The organism is Streptomyces sp. NPDC000594 (assembly GCF_040299965.1).
In the GTDB taxonomy this organism is placed as follows: Bacteria; Actinomycetota; Actinomycetes; order Streptomycetales; family Streptomycetaceae; genus Streptomyces.
Map to the genome: position 1 here is coordinate 1 of NZ_JBEPCY010000047.1, position 22072 is coordinate 22072.

Below are 22072 nucleotides of genomic sequence, written 5' to 3' on the forward strand. Positions count from 1 at the left end.
GGAGGTACGGATCACCGTCGACCTCCAGGCCGGCGACCACACCGCCGTCATCTGGGCCAACGACCTCACCGCCGAATACGTCCACGAGAACAGCGAGTACTCCTCATGAGCATTCTGACCAGCCTCACGCCCACACCGACCGGCCTGGCCGCCGCCCGTAAGCACACCGCCCTCCCCAAGGCCGACGCCCTCATCGAGGCGCTGCCCTGGCTGGCGCGGCACCGGGGCAGGACCGTCGTCATCAAGTTCGGCGGCAACGCCATGGTCGACGCCCGGCTCAAGACGGCGTTCGCCGAGGACATCCTCTTCCTCCACCACGCCGGCCTCAGACCTGTCGTGGTGCACGGCGGCGGGCCGCAGATCAGTGCCCAGCTCGACAAGCACGGCCTGGTCAGCGAGTTCAAGGCCGGGCTGCGGGTGACCACCGACGAGGCCATGGACGTGGTCCGGATGGTCCTCGCCGGACAGGTCCAGCGCGAACTCGTCGGCATGCTCAACCGCTACGGCCCGCACGCCGTCGGGATGACCGGCGAGGACGCCCGGCTGATGACCGCCGACAAGAAGTACGCACGGATCGACGGCGAGTCCGTCGACATCGGCCGGGTCGGCGAGGTCGCCCAGATCGACACCGGTGTCGTCCGGGCGCTGCTGGAGGACGGCCGTATCCCCGTCATCTCCTCCATCGCCCGCAGTACCGACGACCGGGACGCCGACGACGGCGGGGTCTTCAATGTGAACGCCGATACGGCCGCCGCCGCGATGGCCGCCGCCCTGGGCGCCGAGATCCTGATGATCCTCACCGATGTGGAGGGGCTCTACCGCGACTGGCCCCACAGCGACGAGGTGATCTCCCGGCTCACCGCCACCGAACTCGGCGAGCTGCTGCCCGGCCTCGCCAGCGGCATGATCCCCAAGATGCAGGGCTGCCTGCACGCGGTACGGGGCGGAGTGGGCTCGGCCCGGGTCATCGACGGCCGGGTACGGCACTCGGTCCTGCTGGAGATCTTCTCCGACGAGGGCATCGGGACGACGATCGTCCCCGACAAGGCCCCCGGAACCGGTACGGGTACTGCCTCCGGCACCCGTACTGCCCCCGGCACCGACAGCGGTCTGACCGAAGGAGTGGCGGCATGACAGGCGACACCGTCCGCACGGCCCTGCTCGCGTCCGCGTCCCCGGTGGGCGGCCCGGCCCTCTTCGCCACGGGCGGCCCGGAGGCCACCCCGGCCGGAGTCCTGGGCAGCCCGGCGAACAGGGAGACCGGTGGCGCCCGCTGGGACGCCAGTGGCGGCAGCCCGGCGCCACCGGGCAATGCGGCACTCACCCAGCGCTGGCAGCGGTCGATGATGGACAACTTCGGCACCCCGCAACTGCCCCTGGTCGAGGGGCGGGGCACCCGGGTCTGGGACGCGAACGGCACCGAGTACGTCGACTTCCTCGGCGGTATCGCGGTGAACGCGCTGGGCCATGGCCACCCCGCCGTGGTGGAGGCGGTCTCCCGGCAGATCCTCTCCCTCGGCCATGTCTCCAACTTCTTCGTCGCCGAGCCGACGGTGGCCCTCGCCGAACGGCTGCTGGCCCTGACCGGACGTACCGACGGCCGGGTCTTCTTCTCCAACTCGGGCGCCGAGGCCAATGAGGCCGCCTTCAAGATCGGGCGGCTGACCGGCCGTCCGCACATGGTCGCCGCGCACGGCGGTTTCCACGGGCGGACGATGGGCGCGCTCGCGCTCACCGGACAGCCCGGCAAGCAGGACGCTTTCCGGCCACTCCCCGCCGGTGTCAGCCATGTGCCGTACGGGGACACCGAGGCCCTGCGGGCGGCCGTCACCCCCGAGACCGCGTTTGTCATCCTGGAGCCGATCCAGGGCGAGAACGGGGTCATCACCCCGCCCCCGGGCTACCTCCGGGCGGCGCGGGAGATCACCGAGGCGACCGGGACCCTGCTGGTCCTGGACGAGGTGCAGACCGGCATCGGCCGGACCGGCCACTGGTTCGCCGCCCAGGCGGAGGGGGTCGAGGCCGATGTCGTCACCCTCGCCAAGGGACTCGGCGGCGGACTGCCCGTCGGGGCCACCCTCGCCTTCGGCCGCGCCGCCGGGCTGCTGACCCCCGGAACCCACGGTTCCACCTTCAGCGGCAACCCGGTCGTCTGCGCGGCGGCCCTCGCGGTACTCGACACCATCCAGGCCGGCGGCCTGCTCGACCATGTACAACGCGCAGGTGAGCGGCTGCGTACCGGCATCGAAGGGCTGGGCCACCCGCTGGTGGACCGGGTCCGCGGCGCCGGGCTTCTGCTCGCCGTCGTCCTCAACGAGCCGGTCGCCGCCCGGGTCCAGCGCACGGCCCTGGAGGCCGGGTTGCTGGTGAACGCGCCCGCCCCGGATGTCATCCGGCTCTGCCCGCCGCTGATCCTCTCGGATCTGGACATCGACCTCTTCCTCGGCCGTTTCCCGGCCGTCCTGACCGGCTCCATGGACCCGGTCGCCGTGGCGGCCTGACGGCCCCGCACTTCCGCCCCCGGCGCCCCGGCGCCTCGTACCACCGCACTCCGCACCCGTCCTCGGTGTTCGACGTACGCCCGAAGGTACGCCGTACGCAGCTGCGCACGGCGTACCGACGGCTCAGTACCGACGGCTGGAATAGGGCTAGAAAAAACCGCGACGCTGGTTTGATAATTTCTACGCAGCCCTCTCCCTGTCGGCCAGCCTCGGTCGCCCGGGCTCACGCCGTTCGAAAGGTTTTGATTGATGGAACGTCTGGAACGTCACCCACGCCGCTGGCTGATCCTGGTGGTGCTCTGCCTCAGCACCCTGGTCCTGGTGATCGACAACATGGTCCTCACCGTGGCCATCCCGCCGATCACCGAGGACCTCGGGGCGACCGGCCAGGACATCCAGTGGATCATCGACTCGTACATGCTGGTCTTCGCCGGCCTCCTGCTGACCGCGGGCAGCCTCTCCGACAAGTACGGCCGTCGGAAAGTGATGATCATCGGTCTGGTGCTCTTCGGACTGGCCTCGGTCCTCGCGACCTACGCCAGCACCCCTGAGCAGCTGATCCTCGGCCGGACCCTGATGGGTGTCGGTGGTGCGCTGGTCATGCCGAGCACCCTGTCGATCCTCATCACCGTCTTCGACGAGGACGAGCGTCCCAAGGCCATCGCCGCCTGGAGCGCGGTCGCCATGGTCGGTCTCGTCGGCGGCCCCGTCCTCGGCGGCGCCCTCATCGCCCACTTCTGGTGGGGCGCGGTCTTCCTGATCAACATCCCCATCGCCATCCTCGCCATCATCTCGGCGCTGGTGCTGATGCCGGAGTCCAAGGGCCCCTGGCGCAAGGCGGACCCGGTCGGCATGGTCCTCTCCATGTCCGGTATGACCGCCCTCGTCTGGACCATCATCGAGCTGCCCAAGGGCGGCCTCGACCACACCAGCACGCAGATCTCCCTCGGTATCACGCTGTTCAGCCTCATCGGCTTCGCGGTCTGGGAGACCCGTTGCAAGTCGCCGATGGTGCCGCTGTCGCTGTTCCGCAACAAGGTCTTCACGGGCGCCAGCTTCTCGCTGGTCCTGCTGACCTTCGCCAACGGCGGTCTGATGCTGGTCCTGACCCAGTACCTCCAGTTCGTCCTCGGTTACACACCGACCGAGACCGGACTGGCCTTCACCCCGCTGGCCGTGGCCACGCTGGTGTTCAACACCATCGGTGCCGCGCTGGTCTCCAAGACCGGCAACCGTGCCATGGCGGTCGTCGGCCTGGCCGTCATCGCCGCCGGGTTCGCGGTGCTCTCCACCCTCTCGGAGGGCGACGGCTGGGGCACGATCATCGGGGCCATGGTCCTGATGGGCGCCGGTTCCGGTCTGGCGATGCCGGCGGCCATCGGTGCCCTGATGGGTGCGGTGCCGACCGAGCACGCCGGTGTCGGCTCCGCGCTCAACGACACCATCCAGCAGGCGGGTGCCGCCCTCGGCGTCGCCGTCATCGGTGCGGTGCTCTCCAGCTCCTACACCGGTGACATGCCGTCCACGGTGCCCGAGGCCGCCCGCGAGTCGATCGGTGACGCGCTGGCCCTGGCCGAGTCCACCAAGGACAGCGCTCTGCTGGAGACCGCTCAGGACGCCTTCACCGCGGGTATGTCCGCCAGCTTCCTGGCGGGCGCGTCCGGTGTGGTGATGGCGGCGGTACTGGCCTTCTTCCTGATGAAGACGCCGAAGGACGCGCATGCGGCCGGCGGCGAGCAGGAGCAGGAGCAGTCCACCGAGGACAAGCTGATCTCCACTCACCACTGATCACCCGATCCGGCCGGTGGACCGGATCCCTGCTTGCGGAGAGCGGTGAACGCGGCGCCCGTGGACCGACCGTCCACGGCCCGCGGTCACCGCTCTCGCACGCCCGCCCCCTGTCGCCCTGCGCGCCGGCCCCCATGGCCCGGCCCGCCCCCTGTCGCCGCGTGCGCCGGCCCGCATGGCCCGGCCCGCTCCCCATCACCTCGCACGCCCGCCCCCATCGCCTTGAGGGAGACCATGACCAGCCCGCCGCGTACCCAGCCGCAGTCGCCCGACGGCCGATCGGCCGCGCATCCGCTTCCGGAGCTGCCGTTCCCCGGCCCGCCGCCCTTCGACCCGCCGTACGGCTCCGGACCCCGGCAGCCGGGACCCGTACCGGCCGGCAATCCCTACTCCACCCCGGCCGGTGCGCCGGAGCCCGCCCGTACCGCCGTGATCGAGACGGGCGGCCGCCCCGGGAACCTCCGCCGACTCCTCGCCTGGGCCGTGGACTTCGCCCTGGTCCTGCTGCTGGCGTGGGCGCTGGGCCATCTCGCCGCGGCCCGGATCACCGAGATGGTCAGCCAGACGACCGACCTCACCTCCTTCAGCACCTGGGAGCTGCTGACCGGGAACGGCGACACCCGGGACCGGGTCGAGGAGCTGGCCCGTACCCTCTGGGACCGCGCCGCGACCGTCGTCATCCAGGCGTTCGCCGTCCTGGCGGCGGCCACCTTCCTCTACCACTGGGCCGCGCTCGCCCTGACCGGACGCACCCTCGGCAAGGCCCTGTTCGGCCTGCGGGTCACCCCGAGGTCCCCCGGCCGCACGGCGGCCCGGGCCGCGCTGACCACCGTCTCCGATGTGGCCGTCTTCTCGCTCGCCTGCTGCCTGCTGCTGCTCGGCGAGTACGGTGCCGCGCTCTTCGCCTGGGCCGCAGCGGTGGCCGTCTTCTGGCTGAACGCGCTCCCCGGGCTCTCCTCGTCCGGCCGCACCCTCAGCGACCGGATCGCGGGCACCCAGGTGATCCGCCCGCTGCGATGACCATCATCCGCACAGACGGACCGGAGAGTCGGTTTTCCCCACTCTCCGGTCCGTCGGCTGTCCCCTCCCGGAGGGAAAACCGGCGGTCGTCCGCTGTTTTGTCGGTACGGCAAAAGGGGCCGGAGCCCGTAGGCCCCGGCCCCCGAGGGTCCGGTACTGACAGCGGCTCAGGCCACCTTGGGCGCGGCACGCATCCCGATGTAGACACAGCGGGTGCCGTCCGCCAGCGTCGAGAAGACCACCGGCATCCAGTCCGCGCTGTACGCGCCGCTGCCGGGCCCGGCGTAGACGTTCTCCTCGACGGGTACGAGGTCCATCCGCAGCGGCGGGGAGAAGTCCTTCATCCCGTCCACGAACTCGTACACCAGATGCGGCTTGCCCTCCTGCTCGCTGACGGTGATGACGACCCCCGCCCGCTTGTACGTCCCGAGCAGCGGCGCCAGCTCCATGGCGGGCGGCTGCGCGGGCGGCCCGAACGCCGCCGGCATCCGCGCCCCGGCCAGCTGCTCCAGCAGCTCCCCGAAGAGGGCCTCGTACAGCCGCCGGGCGTCACCGCCGTTGGTCAGCAGGACGAGCGCCACCCCCTTCTCGGGCACCACCCGCAGGAAGCCGTACTGGCCGATCGAGGCGCCGTCGTGGCCGAAGCCCGTGGTGCCCAGGAAGTCGTAGAGGGTCCAGCCGAGGCCCCAGCCGTCCGCGTGGACGGTCCACTTGTCGGGTACGTCGATCTCCCGGCGCTGCATCGCGGCGACGCTCTCCGCCGAGAGCAGCCGGGTGCCGTCCGCCGCCTTGCCGCCGTCGAGATGCAGCTTGGCCAGCCGGGCCAGATCCCCGGCGCTGGCCAGCACCCGTCCGTACGGGCCGGCGGACCGGGGCATCAGATCCCAGGCCGGCGCCGGTGCGGGGTCCTCGCCCAGCTCGCCCAGGTGCCCCATCGCCGTCCGGAACGCGAGCGCCTCCTCCGGCAGGGTCATCGTGCTCTCCAGACCCAGCGGGGCGAGCAGCCGCTCCTTCAGCGCCTCGTCCCAGGTCTGCCCGGTCAGCACCTCCACGATCCGGCCGAGCACGTTGTAGCCGAGGCTGCTGTAGGAGACCGCGGTCCCGGGCGGGCAGTCCAGATCCACCTCGGCGGCGGCCTCCACATACTTGGCGAGGCAGTCGTCGCCGCGGCCGGAGTCATAGGTGAAGTCGCAGGTGAGCCCGCTGGTGTGGGAGAGCAGCTGACGGATGGTCATCGTGGGTGTGGCTTCCGGATTCCCGGTGGAGAAGTCCGGGAGCACGCTGACGACGGTGGCGTCCAGGTCCAGGGCGCCGGAGTCCACCAGCTGCATCACCAGGGTGGCGGTGTAGACCTTGGCGAGCGATCCCAGCTGGAAGACGGAGTCCGGCGTTGCGTCCACCCCGGTGCCCCGGTGGAGCACCCCGCTGGCCAGCTCATGGACCGACCCGTCCACCAGCACGGCGAGGCAGGCCCCGGGCACATGGTGCTCGATCCGCAGCCGGTCGAGGCGCCGCTGCCACTGGTCCAGATAGATCTTGCGACCCACCGAGTTCATCTTGCCCCAGGAGCCGTTGGCCTCCCAGTTGCCCTCCCGGTCCCAGGTCAGCTTCTGCGGCATGGTGTCTTCCCCTCCAACGATGCGTACGTCGTTCTCTCGATGCGCACACTGTACGCACGAGGGTCCAGTGTGCGCAAGGGCGTGTTCGCGCCAACGGAGCGTCAAAAGAGCGCGTCTCTGGGGGAGCGGGGAATCCGGGTATGAGGCCGAGGGCCTCAGGCCCCCGACCTCAAGCGCCCTACTGTCGGGCGATGCCCGCCGGGTCGATCTTCAGGGGGAAGGGTGCGTCGATCTCGGTGACGGTTCCCGGGAGTGCGATCATCCGCTCCGTGTAGCGACCGTTGTCGAGCTCGCTGACGATCAGACGGGGCGCGGGATCGAACTCAAGGCGCCAGTAATGGGGGATGGCGGCCTCTGCGTAGAGGAGGGGCTTGATCTTGCGGTCCATCGTCCTGTTGCCGGGGGAGACGAGTTCCACGATCAGCTGGACGGCTTCGGCGTCGATACTGACGGTGTCCTCGGCGGCCGCCCCCGCGTCGGCGACGACGATGTCGGGGACGACCAGACCGGAGGGGAGGGTGACGTTGATCGCCTCCAGGACCTCCACAGGTACGCCGGCCGCCTGGGCGGCGGTGTCGAGGGCGACGTGGAGCCGGTAGCTCGCGCGCTGATGGCGCAGGCCCGGGGCGGGGGACATCACGAGCGATCCCCCCAGCAGCTCGTAGCGCTTGGAGCGGTCTTCGGGCAGGGCGAGGACATCGGCGATGGTCCAGGGCCCGTGATGGTGCATAAAGCTGGCAACGCTCACTCCTCCACCTCCTCATCCACACGCACGGCCATTGTGCCTCGGCCCAGCGGCGGATGGCACAGAAGCCGCATACTCAACGATCGCCGATGGCTCGGGTCACCCGTGTGACGCGATGAGCCGCCGCAGGGCGGCATGGCCGGGCGGGCCCCAGGTGGGCTTGCCGCCGGGGCGGCCGTGGAGGCCGGCGTCCCCGATGAGGATTCCGCTGAGGGCGCGCGTCAGCGCGCAGCCCCGGGCGCGGCGCAGGGTCGCGGCGTCCGGGGTCGGTTCGTAGGAGTCGAAGAGGCGGTCGGTGGCGCCGTCCGGCAGCAGGATCCAGGCGGCGGCGAGGTCATGGGCCGGATCGCCCGCGCAGAGGTCACCGAAGTCGATCACTCCGCAGAAGGTGCCGTCCGAGGTGAGGACGTTGGCCGGATGCAGGTCGCCATGGAGCCACAGCGCCGGACCCGTCCACTCGGGGGCGGCCAGGGCGTCCTCCCAGACCGCGCGGACGGCGTCGGGGTCGGCGATCAGCCCCAGCTCGGTGGCCGAGGCGAGCTGCCGGGCGAAGCCCTCGGCGCTGTCGGCCAGCGGGCCCCCGCGATCCCGGCCGACGGGTGCGCCCTCGGGGGCGGGCCGGTGAAGGGCGGTCAGGAACGCGGCCAGCGCGTCGGCCGCTTCCTCGCCGCGGGTGACCGGTTCGCGGTCGGCGGGCTCGCCCGGCACCCAGGTGGTGACGATCCACGGCCGCGGAAACCGCGCGGACGGCTCCCCGAGCCGCTGCGGCACGGGCACGGGCAGCGGCAGCCCCGGCGCCAGGGAGGGAAGCCACGCGTGTTCCTTGCGCAGCAGCGCGTCGGCGTTGTCCGTCGCCCAGGGCAGCCGCACGGCGAGGTCCTCGCCGAGCCGCCACAGCTGATTGTCCCAGCCGCGCGCGCCGAGCCTCAACGGACGATCGGCCAGATCGGGGTGCTGCTCGTCCAGCAGCTCCCGGATCAGCTCGGCGGTGATCTCGATGTCGGTATGTGTCATACGGAGCCACGCTATCCGGCCGCGGCCGGTGTGGGGTGTTCGACGGGAGGCGCCGCCCGTGGGCGGTGGCGGTGGCTCAATGGCGCACCCGTTCCCGTCCGCCGGGATGTTCTCTTCCGGTCGCGCCGGGGCGGGGCACCGACCCGGGTCGGGCGGCGCTCATGGCCGGGTCCGTCCGGCAGCCACCGGGAAGGGCGCGGTCCGCTCCGCCCGGCCCTCGACGGGGGAGCGCCGTTCCGGCCAGGAGGGGACAGGCGGTGCGGTGCGCACCACGGGCATGGATTCCCTTTGGTTCACCCTTTATGAGCCATTGATGTTCTGTTCGATATTCGTGCGTATCGGGCGTGTGCTCGACTGTCACCGCTCGTTCCCCGCCCCGGTACGGCATGCCCGTTCCGAGGCCGGGCACCGACGCGAATCCTGACGTCGGACGGCACTGTGGCGTCCGCCGAATCCGGGACCGGCGGAACCGATCCACCGCGCTTCACCATCTCTGAGAGGAGTACGGGGCATGGCATTCATGCGGTACAAGGCGACCGGCTTCAGCTGGGTGCTGGCGCATCCGGCGGGCAGTGAGTGGCGGCTGCTGTTCGCCCAGGGGATGGAGGGCGCCCTGGTCAGCGAGCAGCAGCGGATCGGTGGGGACTACCTCACCGCGTTGGCGCCGCAGTTGTTCAACTTCCAAGGGCGGGGGCTCGCCCTCGGCGCCGTACTGCTGTCCCGCCCGGGGGAGAACCGGCAGAGTCTGTTCTTCTCGGGCAACAACCACTACTGGTACGACTGGGAGCAGGGGCGGATCGTCAGCGAGGGGCCGTGGGCGGCACTGGCGAACTGGGGCACCGCGCTCCCCGCCGGCTACCGCTCGGAGATCGACGCCCTGTTACAGGCGCCCGACGGAACGGGCGGAACGCGGCAGACGTATGTCTTCAAGGGCGGGCGGGTCCTCACCCTGAACTGGTCCACCGGCGTGGTGCGCGAGGCGCTGATCATCGACGGCCCGGACGCGTCGGGCTCCGCGGGCTGGGCCGCGCTGCCGGAGGACTTCCGCTCCGGCCTGGACCATGTGGCGCCGTACAAACCGGCTGCCGACGGGACCCGGCAGAGCCTGCTGATCAAGGGCGGCCAGGGCGTCCTGCTGAACTGGAAGACCGGGGTACTGGCCTCCGGCGCACTGGACCGGCTCGGCGTGCCGGGCCTTGCCGCGCTCCCCGAGCACTACCGCGGGTCCCACCGGCCGGTCACCGGCCGCTGGACGGGCACCCTCGGAAACCAGCGGATCGAGCTGCGCGTCGACCTGGAGGGCGAGCGGTCCCTGGGAGTCATCAGCGGCGACCTGTTCACCGGCGACACCTGGACCGACTCCTTCCGTTCCCCCTCCGATCTGAGTGTCGTGGCGGGCGGCAGCCACTTCGTCGTCTCCAGTCAGAACCTGTCCTGGGCGAACAGCTCACCGTGGACCCAGCTCACCGTGCAACTTCCCCGCGTCGCCGCGAACAGCCCCGCACGCACCACCCACCTCGCCCTCTTCGTGCCCGGCACCGGTGCGTCACTGCAGCTGTCGCTCTCCTACGCGGGACCCGGGCTGCGGTCCGTCGAGCTGGAGACCGACGCACTGGCGGGAGAGACCGCCTTCCAGAGCTACGACACCTCCCGGGGCAACGTCCCACGCGGCTACCGCAACCGGGTGCTCACCGTCGCCTCCGCCTACGCCGAGGCCGGTATCGAGCTGAAGCACGCGGGCCAGGTCAACACGGTGGCCAACACCTCCGGCGCCGACCTCGCATGGTCCATCGCCGAGTTGCACGCCGCCATGACCGCCAACTTCAGCCTCCACCGGGACGCGGAACAGTGGAAAATCTGGACCTTCATCACCACCCGCAGCTCCGACGCCTACGACGCCGCCGGACTCATGTTCGATGCCACGGGCAGCCACCGCCAGGGCATGGCCATCTTCAACAGCAATCTGCGGGAAACCGGTCTGATCGGTGACTCCCTCGAGCTGTTCACCTACGTCCACGAACTGGGACATGTGTTCAATCTGTTCCACTCCTTCCACAAACACTTCAGCACACCCCCGGTCCCACTGGGTCCGAACAACGGCTTCGGCGATCTGTCCTGGATGAACTACCCGCCGAATTACGCCATCGGTGACCGCGCGGGCGCCCGGCACTTCTGGCAGGACTTCCCCTACAGCTTCACCGACGACGAACTGCGCCATCTGCGCCACGCCTTCCACCGCCACATCGTTCCCGGCGGCAGCGACTTCGGCGGCAACGCCGCCCTCATCAACCCCGCCCCCTCCCCGGAGGCGCTCGTCCTGCCCGGCGCTCCCGAGGACCCCGGCCTGACCCTCTCGCTCGGCGGTAAGCAGGTCTTCGGCTACGGCGAACCCGTCATGGCCGAGCTGAGGCTCTCCCGCACCGGGGTGACCGGGGACGTGACCGTGGCCGCGGCGATCGGCCCGAAGGGCGAGCGCACCACGATCGTGATCACCGACCCCTACGGCCGCACCCGGGCCTTCCGCCCCATCGCCCGCGCCTGCACGGCACACGGCCCCGAGGAGCGGACCGTCACCCTCACCGAGGCGAACCCGGCCGTCTACGAGACCGCCTACCTCGGCTACGGCAGCGACGGCCTGTACTTCGCCGAGCCCGGTACCTATCGGGTCACCGCCGTCCACACCGGCCTCGACGGCGCCCGTACCGTCGCCCCCACCCGTACCCTCCGGGTCCGCACCCCCCTCGACCGCGCCGACCAGGAGGTCGGCGAACTCCTCACCGGCGACGACCAAGGCACCCTCCTCGCCTTCCTCGGCTCCGACGCACCCCACCTCACCAGCGGCAACGACGCCCTCCAGGAAGTGATCGAACGCCATGGCGACCACCCGCTGACCGCCTACGCCCGTCTCGCCCGGGGCGCGAACGCCGGACGCCACTTCCAGACCATCGGCGACGGCCGCCTCCAGATCCGCCAGCCCGACACCGGGACCGCGGTCACCCAGCTCACCGAGGCGATCACCACCTCCCGTACCGACCAGGACACCGGCCTCGACAACCTCACCTTGAACGCCGCCTTCCGCCGCCTCGCCACCGTCCACGCCAAGGCGGGCGACCTCGAACGCGCCGAGGCCACCCTCTCCACCCTGACCAGCCACTTCCACGACCAGGGCGTCCCCGACCACGTACAACAGCGCATCCAGGAACAGGCCGACACCACCCGCGCCCAGATCCGCGAAACCGCCGGAGAACAGCCCGACTCCTGACCGGCCACCCGGCCACCCGGCCGCCCCCGCCCCCGGCGTCGGTGCCGGTGAGTGCTCCGTGCCGGCGCGCCTGGCACGGAGCCGGACAGCGACAGGTTTCCGCACCGAGTGCGACTATCAGAGGAGGGGCCGGATGGCCATCAGTGCCGGGCGCAGCTATGTGCTCAGGAACCGCAAGTCGGGCATCGTTCTGAATGTGGCCGGGAATTCGACCAATGTCGGCAACAGGCTGGACACCTGGCGGCTCGACACCGGCCAGTACCGTACGAGTCAGGTGTGGCACGTCTTCCCGCTCGACGACGGCGGCCATCTGATCGCGAACAAATTCAGCGGTCTGGTGGCCACCGTCGTGGACGGCAGCGTCGCGCCCTCGGCCAAGCTGGAACAGAACACCGTGCAGACCGGCCCCGCCGCGTTGCAGACCTGGCTGGTCCGGGAGGCTCCGGGCGGTGGCCACCACATCGTCAACAAGCGCACCGGCCTGTATCTGGGTCTCCAGGGCAACACGACGGGCTCGGGGGCGCAGACCCAGCAGGACTTCTTCCACCGCCCGCCGCAGGCGACGAATGTCTGGGACCTGGAGGTCGAGGACGAGTACCGGCCGGTGCTGGATCTCGCGCCGGTACCGGCCGGCCCGGCCGACATCGGTGACGTGGTCCGGCTGACCGGCTTCGGACAGCCGTCCCAGCAGCAGACCGCTCCCGTCCTGATCGGACAGGTCGCCCTGCCGTTCCCCCTGATCACGGACTCCGCCCTGCCGCGCACCCGGCAGGGCATCGAGAGCCCGTACTACCTGCTGAAGCGCCAGGGCTACTGGAAGCTGGCGCATTTCTACGACCACAACGGCGCCACCCAGCAGACCAGGACCCAGCAGATCACCGTCGGCCTCACCACCCCCAACGCGCCCGCGGTGCAGATCGTCACCGGAATCTCCGTCACCGCCGACGCGTCCCTCGCCTACACGGGGCTCACCGCCTCCCTCGGCACCACCATCAGCCGCGGCCTCAAGACCACCACCGGCTCCGGCCCGGCACAGGAGAGCAGCAGGACCCAGACCCTCAGCCGGAGCTACCCCCAGGGCGGCCGGGTGGCCGAGGCCCTCTGGTACAAGGAGGACAAGTACACGCTGACCAGGCTCGACGGCACGGTGGCCATCGAGTGGACCACCCGTGACCCCAACACCTGTATCTCCGACGCCTGGTCGGCCTGACCCGGGAGCGGCGGGTCCGCCCGGCGGGAGCCGTTCGGCGGATCAGGGAACGCGGATCAGGGAACGCGGATCAGGGCACCCTGAACGCCCGCCGGTACGCCCCGGGGGTCGTCCCCGTCAGCGTGCGGAAGCGGCGCCGGAGATTGACCGCGGAGCTCAGGCCGACCCGGGTCGCGATGGCCTCCACCGGCAGGTCCGTATCCTCCAGCAGGGTGCGTGCCGTGGCCACCCGCCGGGCGAGCAGCCAGGCCCCCGGGCTCGTGCCGAGCCGGTCGGCGAAGCGTCGGGCCAGGGTCCGGGGCGAGACGCCGAGGTGCGCGGCCAGGTCGTCCACCGACAACGGCGCCCCGAGCCGCTCGTCGGTCCACTGGAGCAGGCCGTCGAACGCGTCTTCGGGGCCCCCGGCGTACCGCGTTCCGCCGTCCTCGCGCTGCGGAGGCAGCACCATATGCCGCGTGAGCAGCGCGGCATACGCGGCCCCATGATCGTGTCGGACCAGATGCAGACAGAGGTCGAACCCCGCGCCCGCGCCCGCGCTGGTGGCGACATCACCATGATCCACGTAGAGCCGGTCCGGCTCCACGCGCACCTGCGGGAACTCACGCCGCAGCTGCTCCGCGCGCGCCCAGTGCGTGGTGGCCGAACGGCCGTCCAGCAGTCCGGTACGGGCCAGCGCGAACACCCCCGAACAGATCGTGACCAGCCGGGCCCCCCGCGCATGCGCCCGCAGCAGCGCCCGGCGCACGGGGTCGGAGAGCGGCTCCTCCACCGGCAGCCAGCCCGGGATGATCACGGTGTCCGCGGTGTCCAGCGCCGACAGACCCTGGGACACGGACATCGCGTACCCGCCGGTGGTCGGCACCGGGCCAGGTGTCTCCGCGCACACCTCGAACCGGTAGTACCGCGGCAGCTCCGGCCGCTCCGTACCGAAGACCTCGACGGCACAGCCCAGCTCGAACGCCGACTGCACCGGCCGTACCAGCGCCACCACGCGATGCATGGCACGAAAGTACCCCACGGTGTCAGCGCGGTCTCTGTCCCGCCGCGACCCGCGCACGGCACTGTTGCGGGCATGCACCCCGAGATCCTTACGCAGGACGGCTACGCCTCCGCCTCCGTCGACGAATCCCCCGTACGTGAGCTGTTCCCCGGCATACGGTTGCGCCCCCTGTGGCGGGGACCGACCGGCGCGCACGCCCATGTGCTAGAGATGGCGGCGGGCACCTCCTGGCCGCACCGCGATGTCCACGAGCCCGGCCCGGAGGAGGTCTACGTCGTCGCCGGCACCTTCAACGACGGAGCCCGCGACTACCCTCCGGGCACCTTCCTGCACGCCCCGGCCGGGTCCTGGCATGTGCCCTCCACCACCACCGGCTGCACGCTGTTCCTCTTCTACCCGGAGGGCTGACGACTCTCTCGCCGAGGCCCGCGCCGCACCCTTAGGATCGAGCGGCCGCAGGACGACAACAGGTGGGAGAACGAGATGGCCGGCCAGGTCGCCGCTGTGAGCCGTGACGAGACATACACATTCAGCAAGACCAATCGCGATTCCGTCACGCTGCTCACCGGACTCGGCGTGGCAGGAGACGTCCACGCGGGTGAGACGATCCGCCACCAGTTCCGCATGACCTACGAACCGGACCTGCCCAACCTGCGCCAGGTCCATCTGATGCACGAGGAACTCTTCGACGAGCTGGCCCTCAAGGGCTTCGAGGTCTCCGCGGGGCAGCTCGGCGAGAACATCACCACCCGCGAGGTGGACCTGCTGGGCCTGCCCACCGGCGCGCTGCTCCATCTCGGCGAGCAGGCGGTGATCGAGGTGACGGGGCTGCGGAACCCGTGCGCGAAGATCAACGACTTCCGCAAGGGGCTCCTCGGTGAGGTCTTCACCATCGACCCCGAATCCGGCGGGTTCACCTTCAAGTCCGGTGTCATGGCGGTGGTCCGCCGTGGCGGTGTCGTCCGCCCCGGTGACCCCATCCGGGTCGAGACCCCGCCCCTTCCCCACCTCCCGCTGGAACGGGTCTGACGGAAATCGCGGATGCCGTCGCGGAGCGGGTGCGTAGGATCACCGGCATGACACTGCGGCCGGCTCTGGTGAACATCAAGGCTCTTGACGACTCGGCGGTCGCCCGATTCTGGGGAGAGGCCCTCGGCTGGCGTGTCATCAGCGCGGGGCCCGGGGCGACCGCCGTTCAACCCGACGGCTTCCAGTGGCCGGACCCGGACATGTTCTGCCTCGATTTCATCGCCGTCCCGGAACCCAAGACGGCGGCGAAGAACCGTGTGCACCTCGATCTCGCCACCACCTCCGAGGCCCATCAGGCCGAGCTGGTCGCGCGCCTCCGGGACCTCGGTGCGACCCCTGCCCAGGTGGGGCAGGGCGATGTCCCGTGGACGGTCCTCGCTGACCCCGAGGGCAATGAGTTCTGTGTGCTGGAGCCCCGGGAGATCTACCGGGACACCGGGCCGATCGCCGCAGTGGTGGTCGACTGCGTGGACCCGCGCGCCATGGCCCGATTCTGGGGAGCGGCGATGGGCTGGACCCTGCACGAGGTGACCGACGACCGTGCGGTGTGGCGCTCAGAGAAGGGCGTCGGCCCGTACATCGAGTTCCTCCGCAGCGGTGTGAAGGCCGTGCCGGACCGCGTCCATCTCGATCTGGTGCCGGACCCGGGCGACGACAAGGCCGCCGAGGTGGCCCGGCTGCGCGCCCTCGGCGCCACCGACCTCGACGTCGGCCAGGGCGATGTCCCGTGGACCTGTCTGTCCGACCCGGAGGGCCGCGACTTCTGTGTCCTCGCCCGGCCCTGAGGTCCGCTCCTGGTACGGGGTTATTCCCGTGTGATTTCCGATGCCGACCACAACTCGTGCCGGTGATCGGAATACCCCGCGGGGGCAAGCCAGTTGGGACGAGCATGACCACCACGGAGAACCCGCAGAACGGCCGTTCCTTCCTCTTCGTCCTCGGCAGCTCACGGGCCGACGGCAACACCGAGACCCTCGCCCGTATCGCCGCCCAAAGCCTTCCGGCCGATGTGACCCAACGCTGGATCGATCTCAACGAACTGGAGTTGCCCGACTTCCAGGACGGCCGGCACGACACGGACGGCGAGCCCGCCTCCGAGGCGGAGGAGATCCTGCGGGCCGCCACCGTCGAGGCCACGGACATCGTCATCGTGTCGCCGCTCTACTGGTACTCGGTCTCCGCCCAGATCAAGCGCTATCTCGACTACTGGTCCGGCTGGCTCGCCGTGTCCGATCTCGACCTTGAGACGCGGATGAAGGGCGGCACCCTGTGGGGTGTCACCGTGATGGCCGACCGTGAGGAGATCCGCGCCGACGCCCTGAGGACCACCCTCAACCACACCGCCGCCTATCTCCATATGAAGTTCGGCGGGGTCCTCCTCGGCAATGGCTCGCGCCCCGGTCAGGTCCGCAAGGACGAACGGGCCCTCCGCCGCGCCGAGACCTTCTTCCTGCGGGACGCCCCGCTCGCCCGCTTCCCTCAGCAGGAGCAGGGACAGGAGCCGCAGCAGGAGTTGGCGACCGCGTCCGTCTGACACCCGGAACGGGGGGATGGGGGGGGACGGGGGGCGGGGCGGAGGGTACGGGAAGCGGGCCCGGACCCTCCGCCCCGAGCCGGTCGCGGCGGTACGTACGGCTCAGCCAGTGACGGTGGTACGTACGGCTCCGCCGGTGACGGCGGTACGTGTACGGCTCAGCCGGTGGCGGTCGCGGCGCCGAACCACCGGGGCAGCTCGCTCAGCAGCCCCTCCTGGTCCTCGCCCACCCACGCCACATGGCCGTCCGGCCGCAGCAGCACCGCCGGTACGTCCAGCTCCGCGCCCGGGTCCACCACATGGTCGACCCGGTCCGCCCAGCCCGCCACCGACAGCCCGCCCGTCCGGTCGAGCAGCAGTCCACGGCCGGTGCGCGCCAGCTCGTACAGCCGCCCCGGTGCCAGCTTCAGATCCCGCAGCCGCCGGCCGAGCAGCTCATGGCCGCCGCCGAAGTCATAGCGGACCCCGATCGCGGTGATCTTCTCGATCAGATACCGGTTCACCTCCTCGAACTCCATCAGCTCCGCCACCAGCCGGCGGACCGACCGGGCCCCCGGCTCGGCGGAGAGCAACTCGGTCTGGGCCCGGGTGTTGTCCAGGACGGCGGCACCCACCGGGTGGCGTTCGGTGTGATAGCTGTCCAGCAGCCCCTCCGGCGCCCAGCCGTTGACCTCGGCGGCCAGCTTCCAGCCGAGGTTGAACGCGTCCTGGAGGCCGAGGTTGAGCCCCTGCCCGCCGGTGGGCGGGTGGATGTGCGCCGCGTCGCCGACCAGCAGCACCCGGCCGACCCGATAGCGCTCGGCCTGCCGGGTGGCATCCCCGAAGCGGGAGATCCAGCGCGGTGAGTGCACACCGAAATCGGTCCCCGCGAACGCCCTCAGCCGCTCCTTCACCTCATCGAAGGTCGGCGGGACCGTACGGTCGTCGGCCACCCCGTCGGCGGGCACGATCAGGCGGTACAGACCGTCCCCCAGGGGCATCGCACCGAACCGCGCATGGTCCTTGCGCACCTCGGCGATCACGGCGATCAGCTCCTGCGGAGTCACCGCCACTTCCGCCTCGCACAGCAGGGTCTCGGTCGTGGTGGGCTCCCCGGGGAAGCCGACCCCGAGCCGCCTGCGCACCGTGCTGCGGCCACCGTCGCACCCGACGAGATAGCGCGAGCGCAACCGGGTGCCGTCCGCGAGCCCGACGGTCACCCCGTCGTCGTCCTGCTCCACCTCGACCACCTCGCAGCCGCGCCGGATCTCGATACCGCTTTCGACGGCGTGCTCGGCCAGCAGGCGCTCGGTGACGCTCTGCGGGATGGCGAGGACATACGAGTGCGCGGTGTCCAGCCGCTCGGGCCACCCCCGGTCGATCCCGGCGAAGAAGCCGCCGACGGCGAACTGCTGCCCGAGCGCGAGAAACCGGTCCAGCAGACCGCGCTGGTCCAGTACCTCGACGCTGCGCACATGCAGACCGAGCGCGCGGGCCTGGCCGGTCGGTGTCGGCTCCTTCTCCAGGACGAGTACGCGTACCCCGCGCAGCTGTAGTTCGCCCGCCAGCAGCAGTCCGCTCGGTCCGCCGCCGGCAATGATCACATCGAACATCGGGTCCCCCATTTTCGCAGGTCGTGGCTGTGCCGAGCGATTCTGCGGCATGGGACGGGCCTTGTGGCAAGCCCCCCTGTGAGCTATAAGTTGAGGTACGGCAAGGAGATATGGGCCCCTCGGCCGCAGCCCCAAAGGACAGCGGGGCGGTCGGTACGGGGTGCGGCGAGCCGTTCAGGAGACGCGTCGGGTCCGACGCGGAAAGCCCTCACCAGCGACATCGGTACCGTAGGCATAGGCATGGGCGCGTGCCCGGAAACGCCGGACGGCTGTGCGCCGCCGTCGACGCACAGCCCTCTCCCGGTACTCCACCGGTTCCGGGTCCAGCTCCGGTACCGGCGCTCCGCCCTGCTTCACGGACCGGGCCCCCCTTCGGTTCAGCGGGGGCACCGGCGGTCTCACCCGGGGCTGTCGACCGGGGTCGTCAACCGGCCTGGACACGGGTCATGGCGGAGTCGTAACCCCCGCCGCCCGGGTAGGTCCAGCTCCCGCTGAGGGTGGCGCCGTCGGCACTGAAGGTTCCCCGGTAGTACGCCGGGGAGCCCTTCTCCCCGGCCCAGATGACCAGGGTGTCGCCGTCCGGGTCGGGGTCGTAGACATAGTCGAAGGTGTGCCCCTGGTCGTCGTAGAACCGCGACAGGATGTCGGGCCCCGCCTCCGCCGCGCCGAACGGCTTGAGCCGGCCGATCATCTCGACCCCGATGACCCGCCGGTCGTTCTGGACGAGGTCGATGTCCTGGACGAGGAAGTGCCCACCCGCCAGCCAGCGGAAGGTCACCGTCCCTTCGGCGCCACCGCTGACCCGCCACGTTCCCACCAGCCGGTTCAGAGCGCTCACCTCCCGGTCGGCGAGCGGGGCGGGGCCCCCGGCCGGGGCGGTGGTGGTGGCGGTGGCGTCCATGGTGGCGTTCGTGGTGGTGGTGGCGTTCGTGCGGTCGGTCATATCAGGCCCTCTCGCTGTGTTGGTGCCCGTATGACGGCGCCGTGCGCGGAAAGGAATCGGTGCCTGATATGTGACCTGCGTCACTCGTCGATCTCCTCCGGGGTGAGGGTGGACGGCAGCCCCAGCGCGGCCGACAGCTCCGGGCCGAAGGTGGTGATCGCGGTGATCAGGCCGTGCTCGATCCGCAGGACATCGATGTTCACGGCGGTGTGGCGCGGCTCGCCGGGGCGGCGTACGTAGTTGAGCACGGCGGGCTGGCGGTTCACCTCCAGCGGGCGGCAGTGCCACTCGCCCCAGGCCTCCTCGCCCTCCAGCACCGGGCGCCACAGGTCCAGGATGGCCGCCCGGCCGCTGAACACCAGATGCGCGGGCGGCATGCACTGCACCGCGTCCTCGTGCAGCAACTCGGCGAGCGCGGGCAGATCCGCGCGGCGGCAGGCGGCGACATAGCGGTCGAGCAGCGCGCGCTCGGCGGCGGTCGGGCCGGTGGCGGCGGTCCAGTCGGTACGGTTCTGTGGCAGCCGTTCCCGCAGGGTGGCGCGGGCCCGCTGAAGCGCGCTCTTGACCGAGGCCACGCTCATCTCCAGGGTCTCGGCGGTCTCCCGCGCGGGCAGCCCCGCCGCGTCGCGCAGCACCAGGACCGCCCGCTGGCGCGCGGGCAGATGCTGGATCGCGGCGAGGAAGGCCAGCTCGATCGTCTCCCGGCCGATGGCGGCGGCCTCCGGGCCGTCCCCGGCGGGTGCCGCGAGATCGAGCAGCCGATCGGGGTAGGGCTGGAGCCAGGTGACCTCGGCGGCGGCCGAACGCGCCGGGCCGCCCGCGCTGTCCACGGCCGGGACGGTCCGGCGGCGGCGCGCGGCCAGGGTGTCCAGACAGGCGTTGGTCGCGATCCGGTAGAGCCAGGCGCGGAAACCGGAGTGGCCCTGGAAGGAGGTGCGCTTGTCCCACGCCCGCAGCAGGGTCTCCTGGACCATGTCCTCGGCCTCGGTGAAGGAGCCGAGCATGCGGTAGCAGTGGACCTGGAGCTCATGGCGGTGACGGGCGGCCAGCTCGCCGAAGGTGCGTTCGTCGCCGCCCCTGATGGCCTCGGCAGTGCGCTCCCGTTCCCGTACCTGGTCCAGGTCCGGGTCCTGGTGGTCATGGTCATGGCCCTGCTCGGGGGAGGCCATGCCGACGGCGCCCCTCGCTGTCCCGCCCGTACCCGCTGCCCTACCCGTACCCGCCGTACCGCCCGTACCCACCGTGCTCACGCTGTTCCCCACTCCCCGTCGCCCTTCTCCGTGTGCTCGGCCCGACCGTAGTGCGAGCCGCTCGGGCGCCTGGCCGTCCGGACGGAGTCGCGGTGGACGTACGGGAGTTCCTCCCGCGCCGCTCCGGAGTGTCGGCACACCCTTCCCCGCAGGGCTTTTCGTCATTCAATCGGCTTGTTGGAGCGCGCTGTTGCGCGCCGGGCCCATGGACCCCTCCGGGCGCTTCCGCACGCGCTGCCACACGCCTTCTCAGAACTTCCGTCCGCCGCAAAGCTGATCACGTTCCGGAGGGTCCGTCCCGACTTGGGGAGAAACCTATGAAGTTCGCACGCTTACTCGTCACCGGCGCAGTCGCGGGTCTGGTCATGGCGGTGACGGGATCGGCGTCGGCCGCGCCCAGCCGTTTCGACGACGGCAGCTTCGAGTACCCGATCGCGCCGGCCAACTCCTTCGCCACGATCGGCACCGGGGGCTCCATCGGCCCGTGGAAGGTCACCAGCGGCGGCATCGACCTGATCGGCGCCGGATTCTGGCAGGCGGCCGAGGGCAACCAGTCCGTCGATCTCAACGCCGGCGTCGCGGGCAGCATCGCCCAGACCTTCACCACGACCCCGGGGCGCACCTACACCGTCACCTTCGCCCTGGCGGCCAACCCCGCGGGCGGTGCCCCGGTGAAGACCGGCCGCGTCCTGGTCGACGGCAGGAACCTCCGGGACCTGTCCTTCGACTCCACCGGCAAGACCTTCGCCAATATGGGGTACGTGACCCGCAAGGTCGCCTTCGTGGCCGACGGTGCGACGACGACCCTCGCCTTCGCGAGTACGATCGGGGGCGCCTACGGCCCCGTCATCGACGACGTCCGCGTCGAAGCCTGCGGCTGCGGCTGCGGCGCCTGATCCACCCCGTGTGATCGGCCTCCCCGCGCCGACCGCGAACCGGCCCGCGTCCCGATGCCCCACCCCCCACCGGACGCGGGCCGCTCGACTTCTCCCGCCGGCTCAGAGCAGCCGGCTGCGGGTGCCCGGTGAGGGGGTGCCGCGGCCGCCGCGGGAGCGGCGGGAGGGGCGGGGGCGGCGGGGTTGGCCCGTGAGGCCGGCCGCGCGGCGGGCCCAGCCGGCGAGGACCTCCTCCGGCACCCCGATCGCCCCGGTCATCGCCGAGACCTTGGCCCGGCACTCGGGGACACCGCAGTGGACCGGGCTCGCGGTGAGACCGAGCGCCGGATAGGTCATCGAGGCGGGCGGCAGATACTGGGCGGCGCAGCCCAGGCAGACATGGACGGTGCGGGACATCAGGGCCTCGTTCCGGTGCCGGAGCAGACGCTGCACGAGCCGGTCCACCGATGGACGACGGGGCGCTGCTCGCCGGTCTCTGGGTCGGGTTCCACGGTGTGCTGCTCATGCTCGGTGAGCCCGGTACCCCCGCAGCCGGTGCAGCCTTCTCCGCTCATGGGGCCAGGATGGCGCAACCGCCGCCGCTCCGGCAGTGGGCCTCGGTCATCCGGCCGGAACGGGTGAATCCACCGCCGCCCGTTCCCGTTCTCCCGCCGCCCGTGCCCGCTCCGG

The 22072-nt window shown here is 71.1% G+C and carries 20 protein-coding genes; 12 read left to right on the forward strand and 8 right to left on the reverse strand.

Features of this window, described 5'->3' with window-relative positions; translation table 11 throughout:
* From ABT354_RS35120 to ABT354_RS35140, 5 genes are all read left to right on the forward strand, one after another.
* Positions 1 to 109 (forward strand): bifunctional ornithine acetyltransferase/N-acetylglutamate synthase (locus ABT354_RS35120; protein ID WP_351501584.1); only part of this gene is annotated, 109 nt, incomplete at its 5' end.
* The gene (argB, locus tag ABT354_RS35125) at positions 106 to 1134 is read left to right on the forward strand and encodes an acetylglutamate kinase (RefSeq protein WP_351501504.1); all 1029 of its coding nucleotides are present in this window, start codon (positions 106 to 108) and stop codon (positions 1132 to 1134) included. The genes ABT354_RS35120 and argB, both read left to right, overlap by 4 nt.
* Before the next feature lie 209 nt (positions 1135 to 1343).
* Positions 1344 to 2501: an acetylornithine transaminase gene (locus ABT354_RS35130; RefSeq protein ID WP_351501586.1), complete on the forward strand. Its 1158-nt coding sequence runs from the start codon at positions 1344 to 1346 to the stop codon at positions 2499 to 2501.
* Positions 2502 to 2750: 249 nt separating this feature from the next.
* A complete protein-coding gene (locus ABT354_RS35135) occupies positions 2751 to 4289 on the forward strand; it encodes an MFS transporter (protein WP_351501506.1) in 1539 nt (512 codons plus the stop codon).
* Positions 4290 to 4523: 234 nt separating this feature from the next.
* The gene (locus ABT354_RS35140) at positions 4524 to 5309 is read left to right on the forward strand and encodes an RDD family protein (RefSeq protein ID WP_351501508.1); all 786 of its coding nucleotides are present in this window, start codon (positions 4524 to 4526) and stop codon (positions 5307 to 5309) included.
* Positions 5310 to 5476: 167 nt separating this feature from the next.
* On the opposite strand, the gene ABT354_RS35145 is transcribed toward ABT354_RS35140, so the two are convergent.
* The 3 genes from ABT354_RS35145 to ABT354_RS35155 all read right to left on the reverse strand — a co-directional run bounded on the left by ABT354_RS35145 (position 5477) and on the right by ABT354_RS35155 (position 8687).
* A complete protein-coding gene (locus ABT354_RS35145; protein ID WP_351501510.1) occupies positions 5477 to 6928 on the reverse strand; it encodes a serine hydrolase domain-containing protein in 1452 nt (483 codons plus the stop codon).
* Between the two features lie 178 nt (positions 6929 to 7106).
* Positions 7107 to 7658 carry a Uma2 family endonuclease gene (locus ABT354_RS35150; RefSeq protein ID WP_351501588.1) on the reverse strand — a complete coding sequence of 184 codons (552 nt, stop codon included), beginning with the start codon at positions 7656 to 7658 and terminating at the stop codon, positions 7107 to 7109.
* Between the two features lie 114 nt (positions 7659 to 7772).
* Complete coding sequence (locus tag ABT354_RS35155) at positions 7773 to 8687, reverse strand: aminoglycoside phosphotransferase family protein (protein ID WP_351501512.1); 915 nt, start codon at positions 8685 to 8687, stop codon at positions 7773 to 7775.
* Positions 8688 to 9198: 511 nt separating this feature from the next.
* On the opposite strand from ABT354_RS35155, the gene ABT354_RS35160 reads away from it, so the two are divergent.
* Positions 9199 to 11949 carry a zinc metalloprotease gene (locus ABT354_RS35160; protein ID WP_351501514.1) on the forward strand — a complete coding sequence of 917 codons (2751 nt, stop codon included), beginning with the start codon at positions 9199 to 9201 and terminating at the stop codon, positions 11947 to 11949.
* A 133-nt stretch (positions 11950 to 12082) separates the two neighbouring features.
* Entirely contained in the window at positions 12083 to 13159 is a 1077-nt protein-coding gene (locus ABT354_RS35165; RefSeq protein ID WP_351501516.1) for an RICIN domain-containing protein, read from the forward strand.
* Positions 13160 to 13229: 70 nt separating this feature from the next.
* On the opposite strand, the gene ABT354_RS35170 is transcribed toward ABT354_RS35165, so the two are convergent.
* On the reverse strand, positions 13230 to 14159 hold the full coding sequence (locus tag ABT354_RS35170) for a GlxA family transcriptional regulator (protein WP_351501518.1): 930 nt from the start codon (positions 14157 to 14159) through the stop codon (positions 13230 to 13232).
* A 72-nt stretch (positions 14160 to 14231) separates the two neighbouring features.
* Here ABT354_RS35170 and ABT354_RS35175 point away from each other — a divergent pair, with 72 nt between their 5' ends.
* The 4 genes from ABT354_RS35175 to ABT354_RS35190 all read left to right on the forward strand — a co-directional run bounded on the left by ABT354_RS35175 (position 14232) and on the right by ABT354_RS35190 (position 16722).
* Entirely contained in the window at positions 14232 to 14567 is a 336-nt protein-coding gene (locus tag ABT354_RS35175) for a cupin domain-containing protein (protein WP_351501520.1), read from the forward strand.
* Between the two features lie 75 nt (positions 14568 to 14642).
* Positions 14643 to 15188 (forward strand): MOSC domain-containing protein, encoded by a 546-nt coding sequence (locus tag ABT354_RS35180; protein WP_351501522.1) that lies wholly within the window; start codon positions 14643 to 14645, stop codon positions 15186 to 15188.
* A 47-nt stretch (positions 15189 to 15235) separates the two neighbouring features.
* The gene (locus tag ABT354_RS35185; protein ID WP_351501524.1) at positions 15236 to 15973 is read left to right on the forward strand and encodes a VOC family protein; all 738 of its coding nucleotides are present in this window, start codon (positions 15236 to 15238) and stop codon (positions 15971 to 15973) included.
* Positions 15974 to 16077: 104 nt separating this feature from the next.
* The gene (locus ABT354_RS35190; protein WP_351501526.1) at positions 16078 to 16722 is read left to right on the forward strand and encodes a flavodoxin family protein; all 645 of its coding nucleotides are present in this window, start codon (positions 16078 to 16080) and stop codon (positions 16720 to 16722) included.
* Between the two features lie 158 nt (positions 16723 to 16880).
* Here ABT354_RS35190 and rox read toward each other — a convergent pair whose 3' ends face one another.
* The 3 genes from rox to ABT354_RS35205 form a co-directional block, all read right to left on the reverse strand.
* Positions 16881 to 18314, reverse strand: coding sequence for a rifampin monooxygenase (rox, locus tag ABT354_RS35195; RefSeq protein WP_351501528.1), 1434 nt, complete (start codon positions 18312 to 18314; stop codon positions 16881 to 16883).
* A gap of 424 nt (positions 18315 to 18738) precedes the next feature.
* Positions 18739 to 19215 carry a hypothetical protein gene (locus ABT354_RS35200; protein ID WP_351501590.1) on the reverse strand — a complete coding sequence of 159 codons (477 nt, stop codon included), beginning with the start codon at positions 19213 to 19215 and terminating at the stop codon, positions 18739 to 18741.
* A 122-nt stretch (positions 19216 to 19337) separates the two neighbouring features.
* A complete protein-coding gene (locus tag ABT354_RS35205) occupies positions 19338 to 20426 on the reverse strand; it encodes an RNA polymerase subunit sigma-70 (protein ID WP_351501531.1) in 1089 nt (362 codons plus the stop codon).
* A 398-nt stretch (positions 20427 to 20824) separates the two neighbouring features.
* Between ABT354_RS35205 and ABT354_RS35210 the strand changes: the two genes are divergently transcribed.
* The gene (locus ABT354_RS35210; RefSeq protein ID WP_351501533.1) at positions 20825 to 21403 is read left to right on the forward strand and encodes a choice-of-anchor C family protein; all 579 of its coding nucleotides are present in this window, start codon (positions 20825 to 20827) and stop codon (positions 21401 to 21403) included.
* Positions 21404 to 21505: 102 nt separating this feature from the next.
* Here ABT354_RS35210 and ABT354_RS35215 read toward each other — a convergent pair whose 3' ends face one another.
* Positions 21506 to 21835 (reverse strand): hypothetical protein, encoded by a 330-nt coding sequence (locus tag ABT354_RS35215; protein ID WP_351501535.1) that lies wholly within the window; start codon positions 21833 to 21835, stop codon positions 21506 to 21508.
* Positions 21836 to 22072 lie beyond the last annotated feature (237 nt).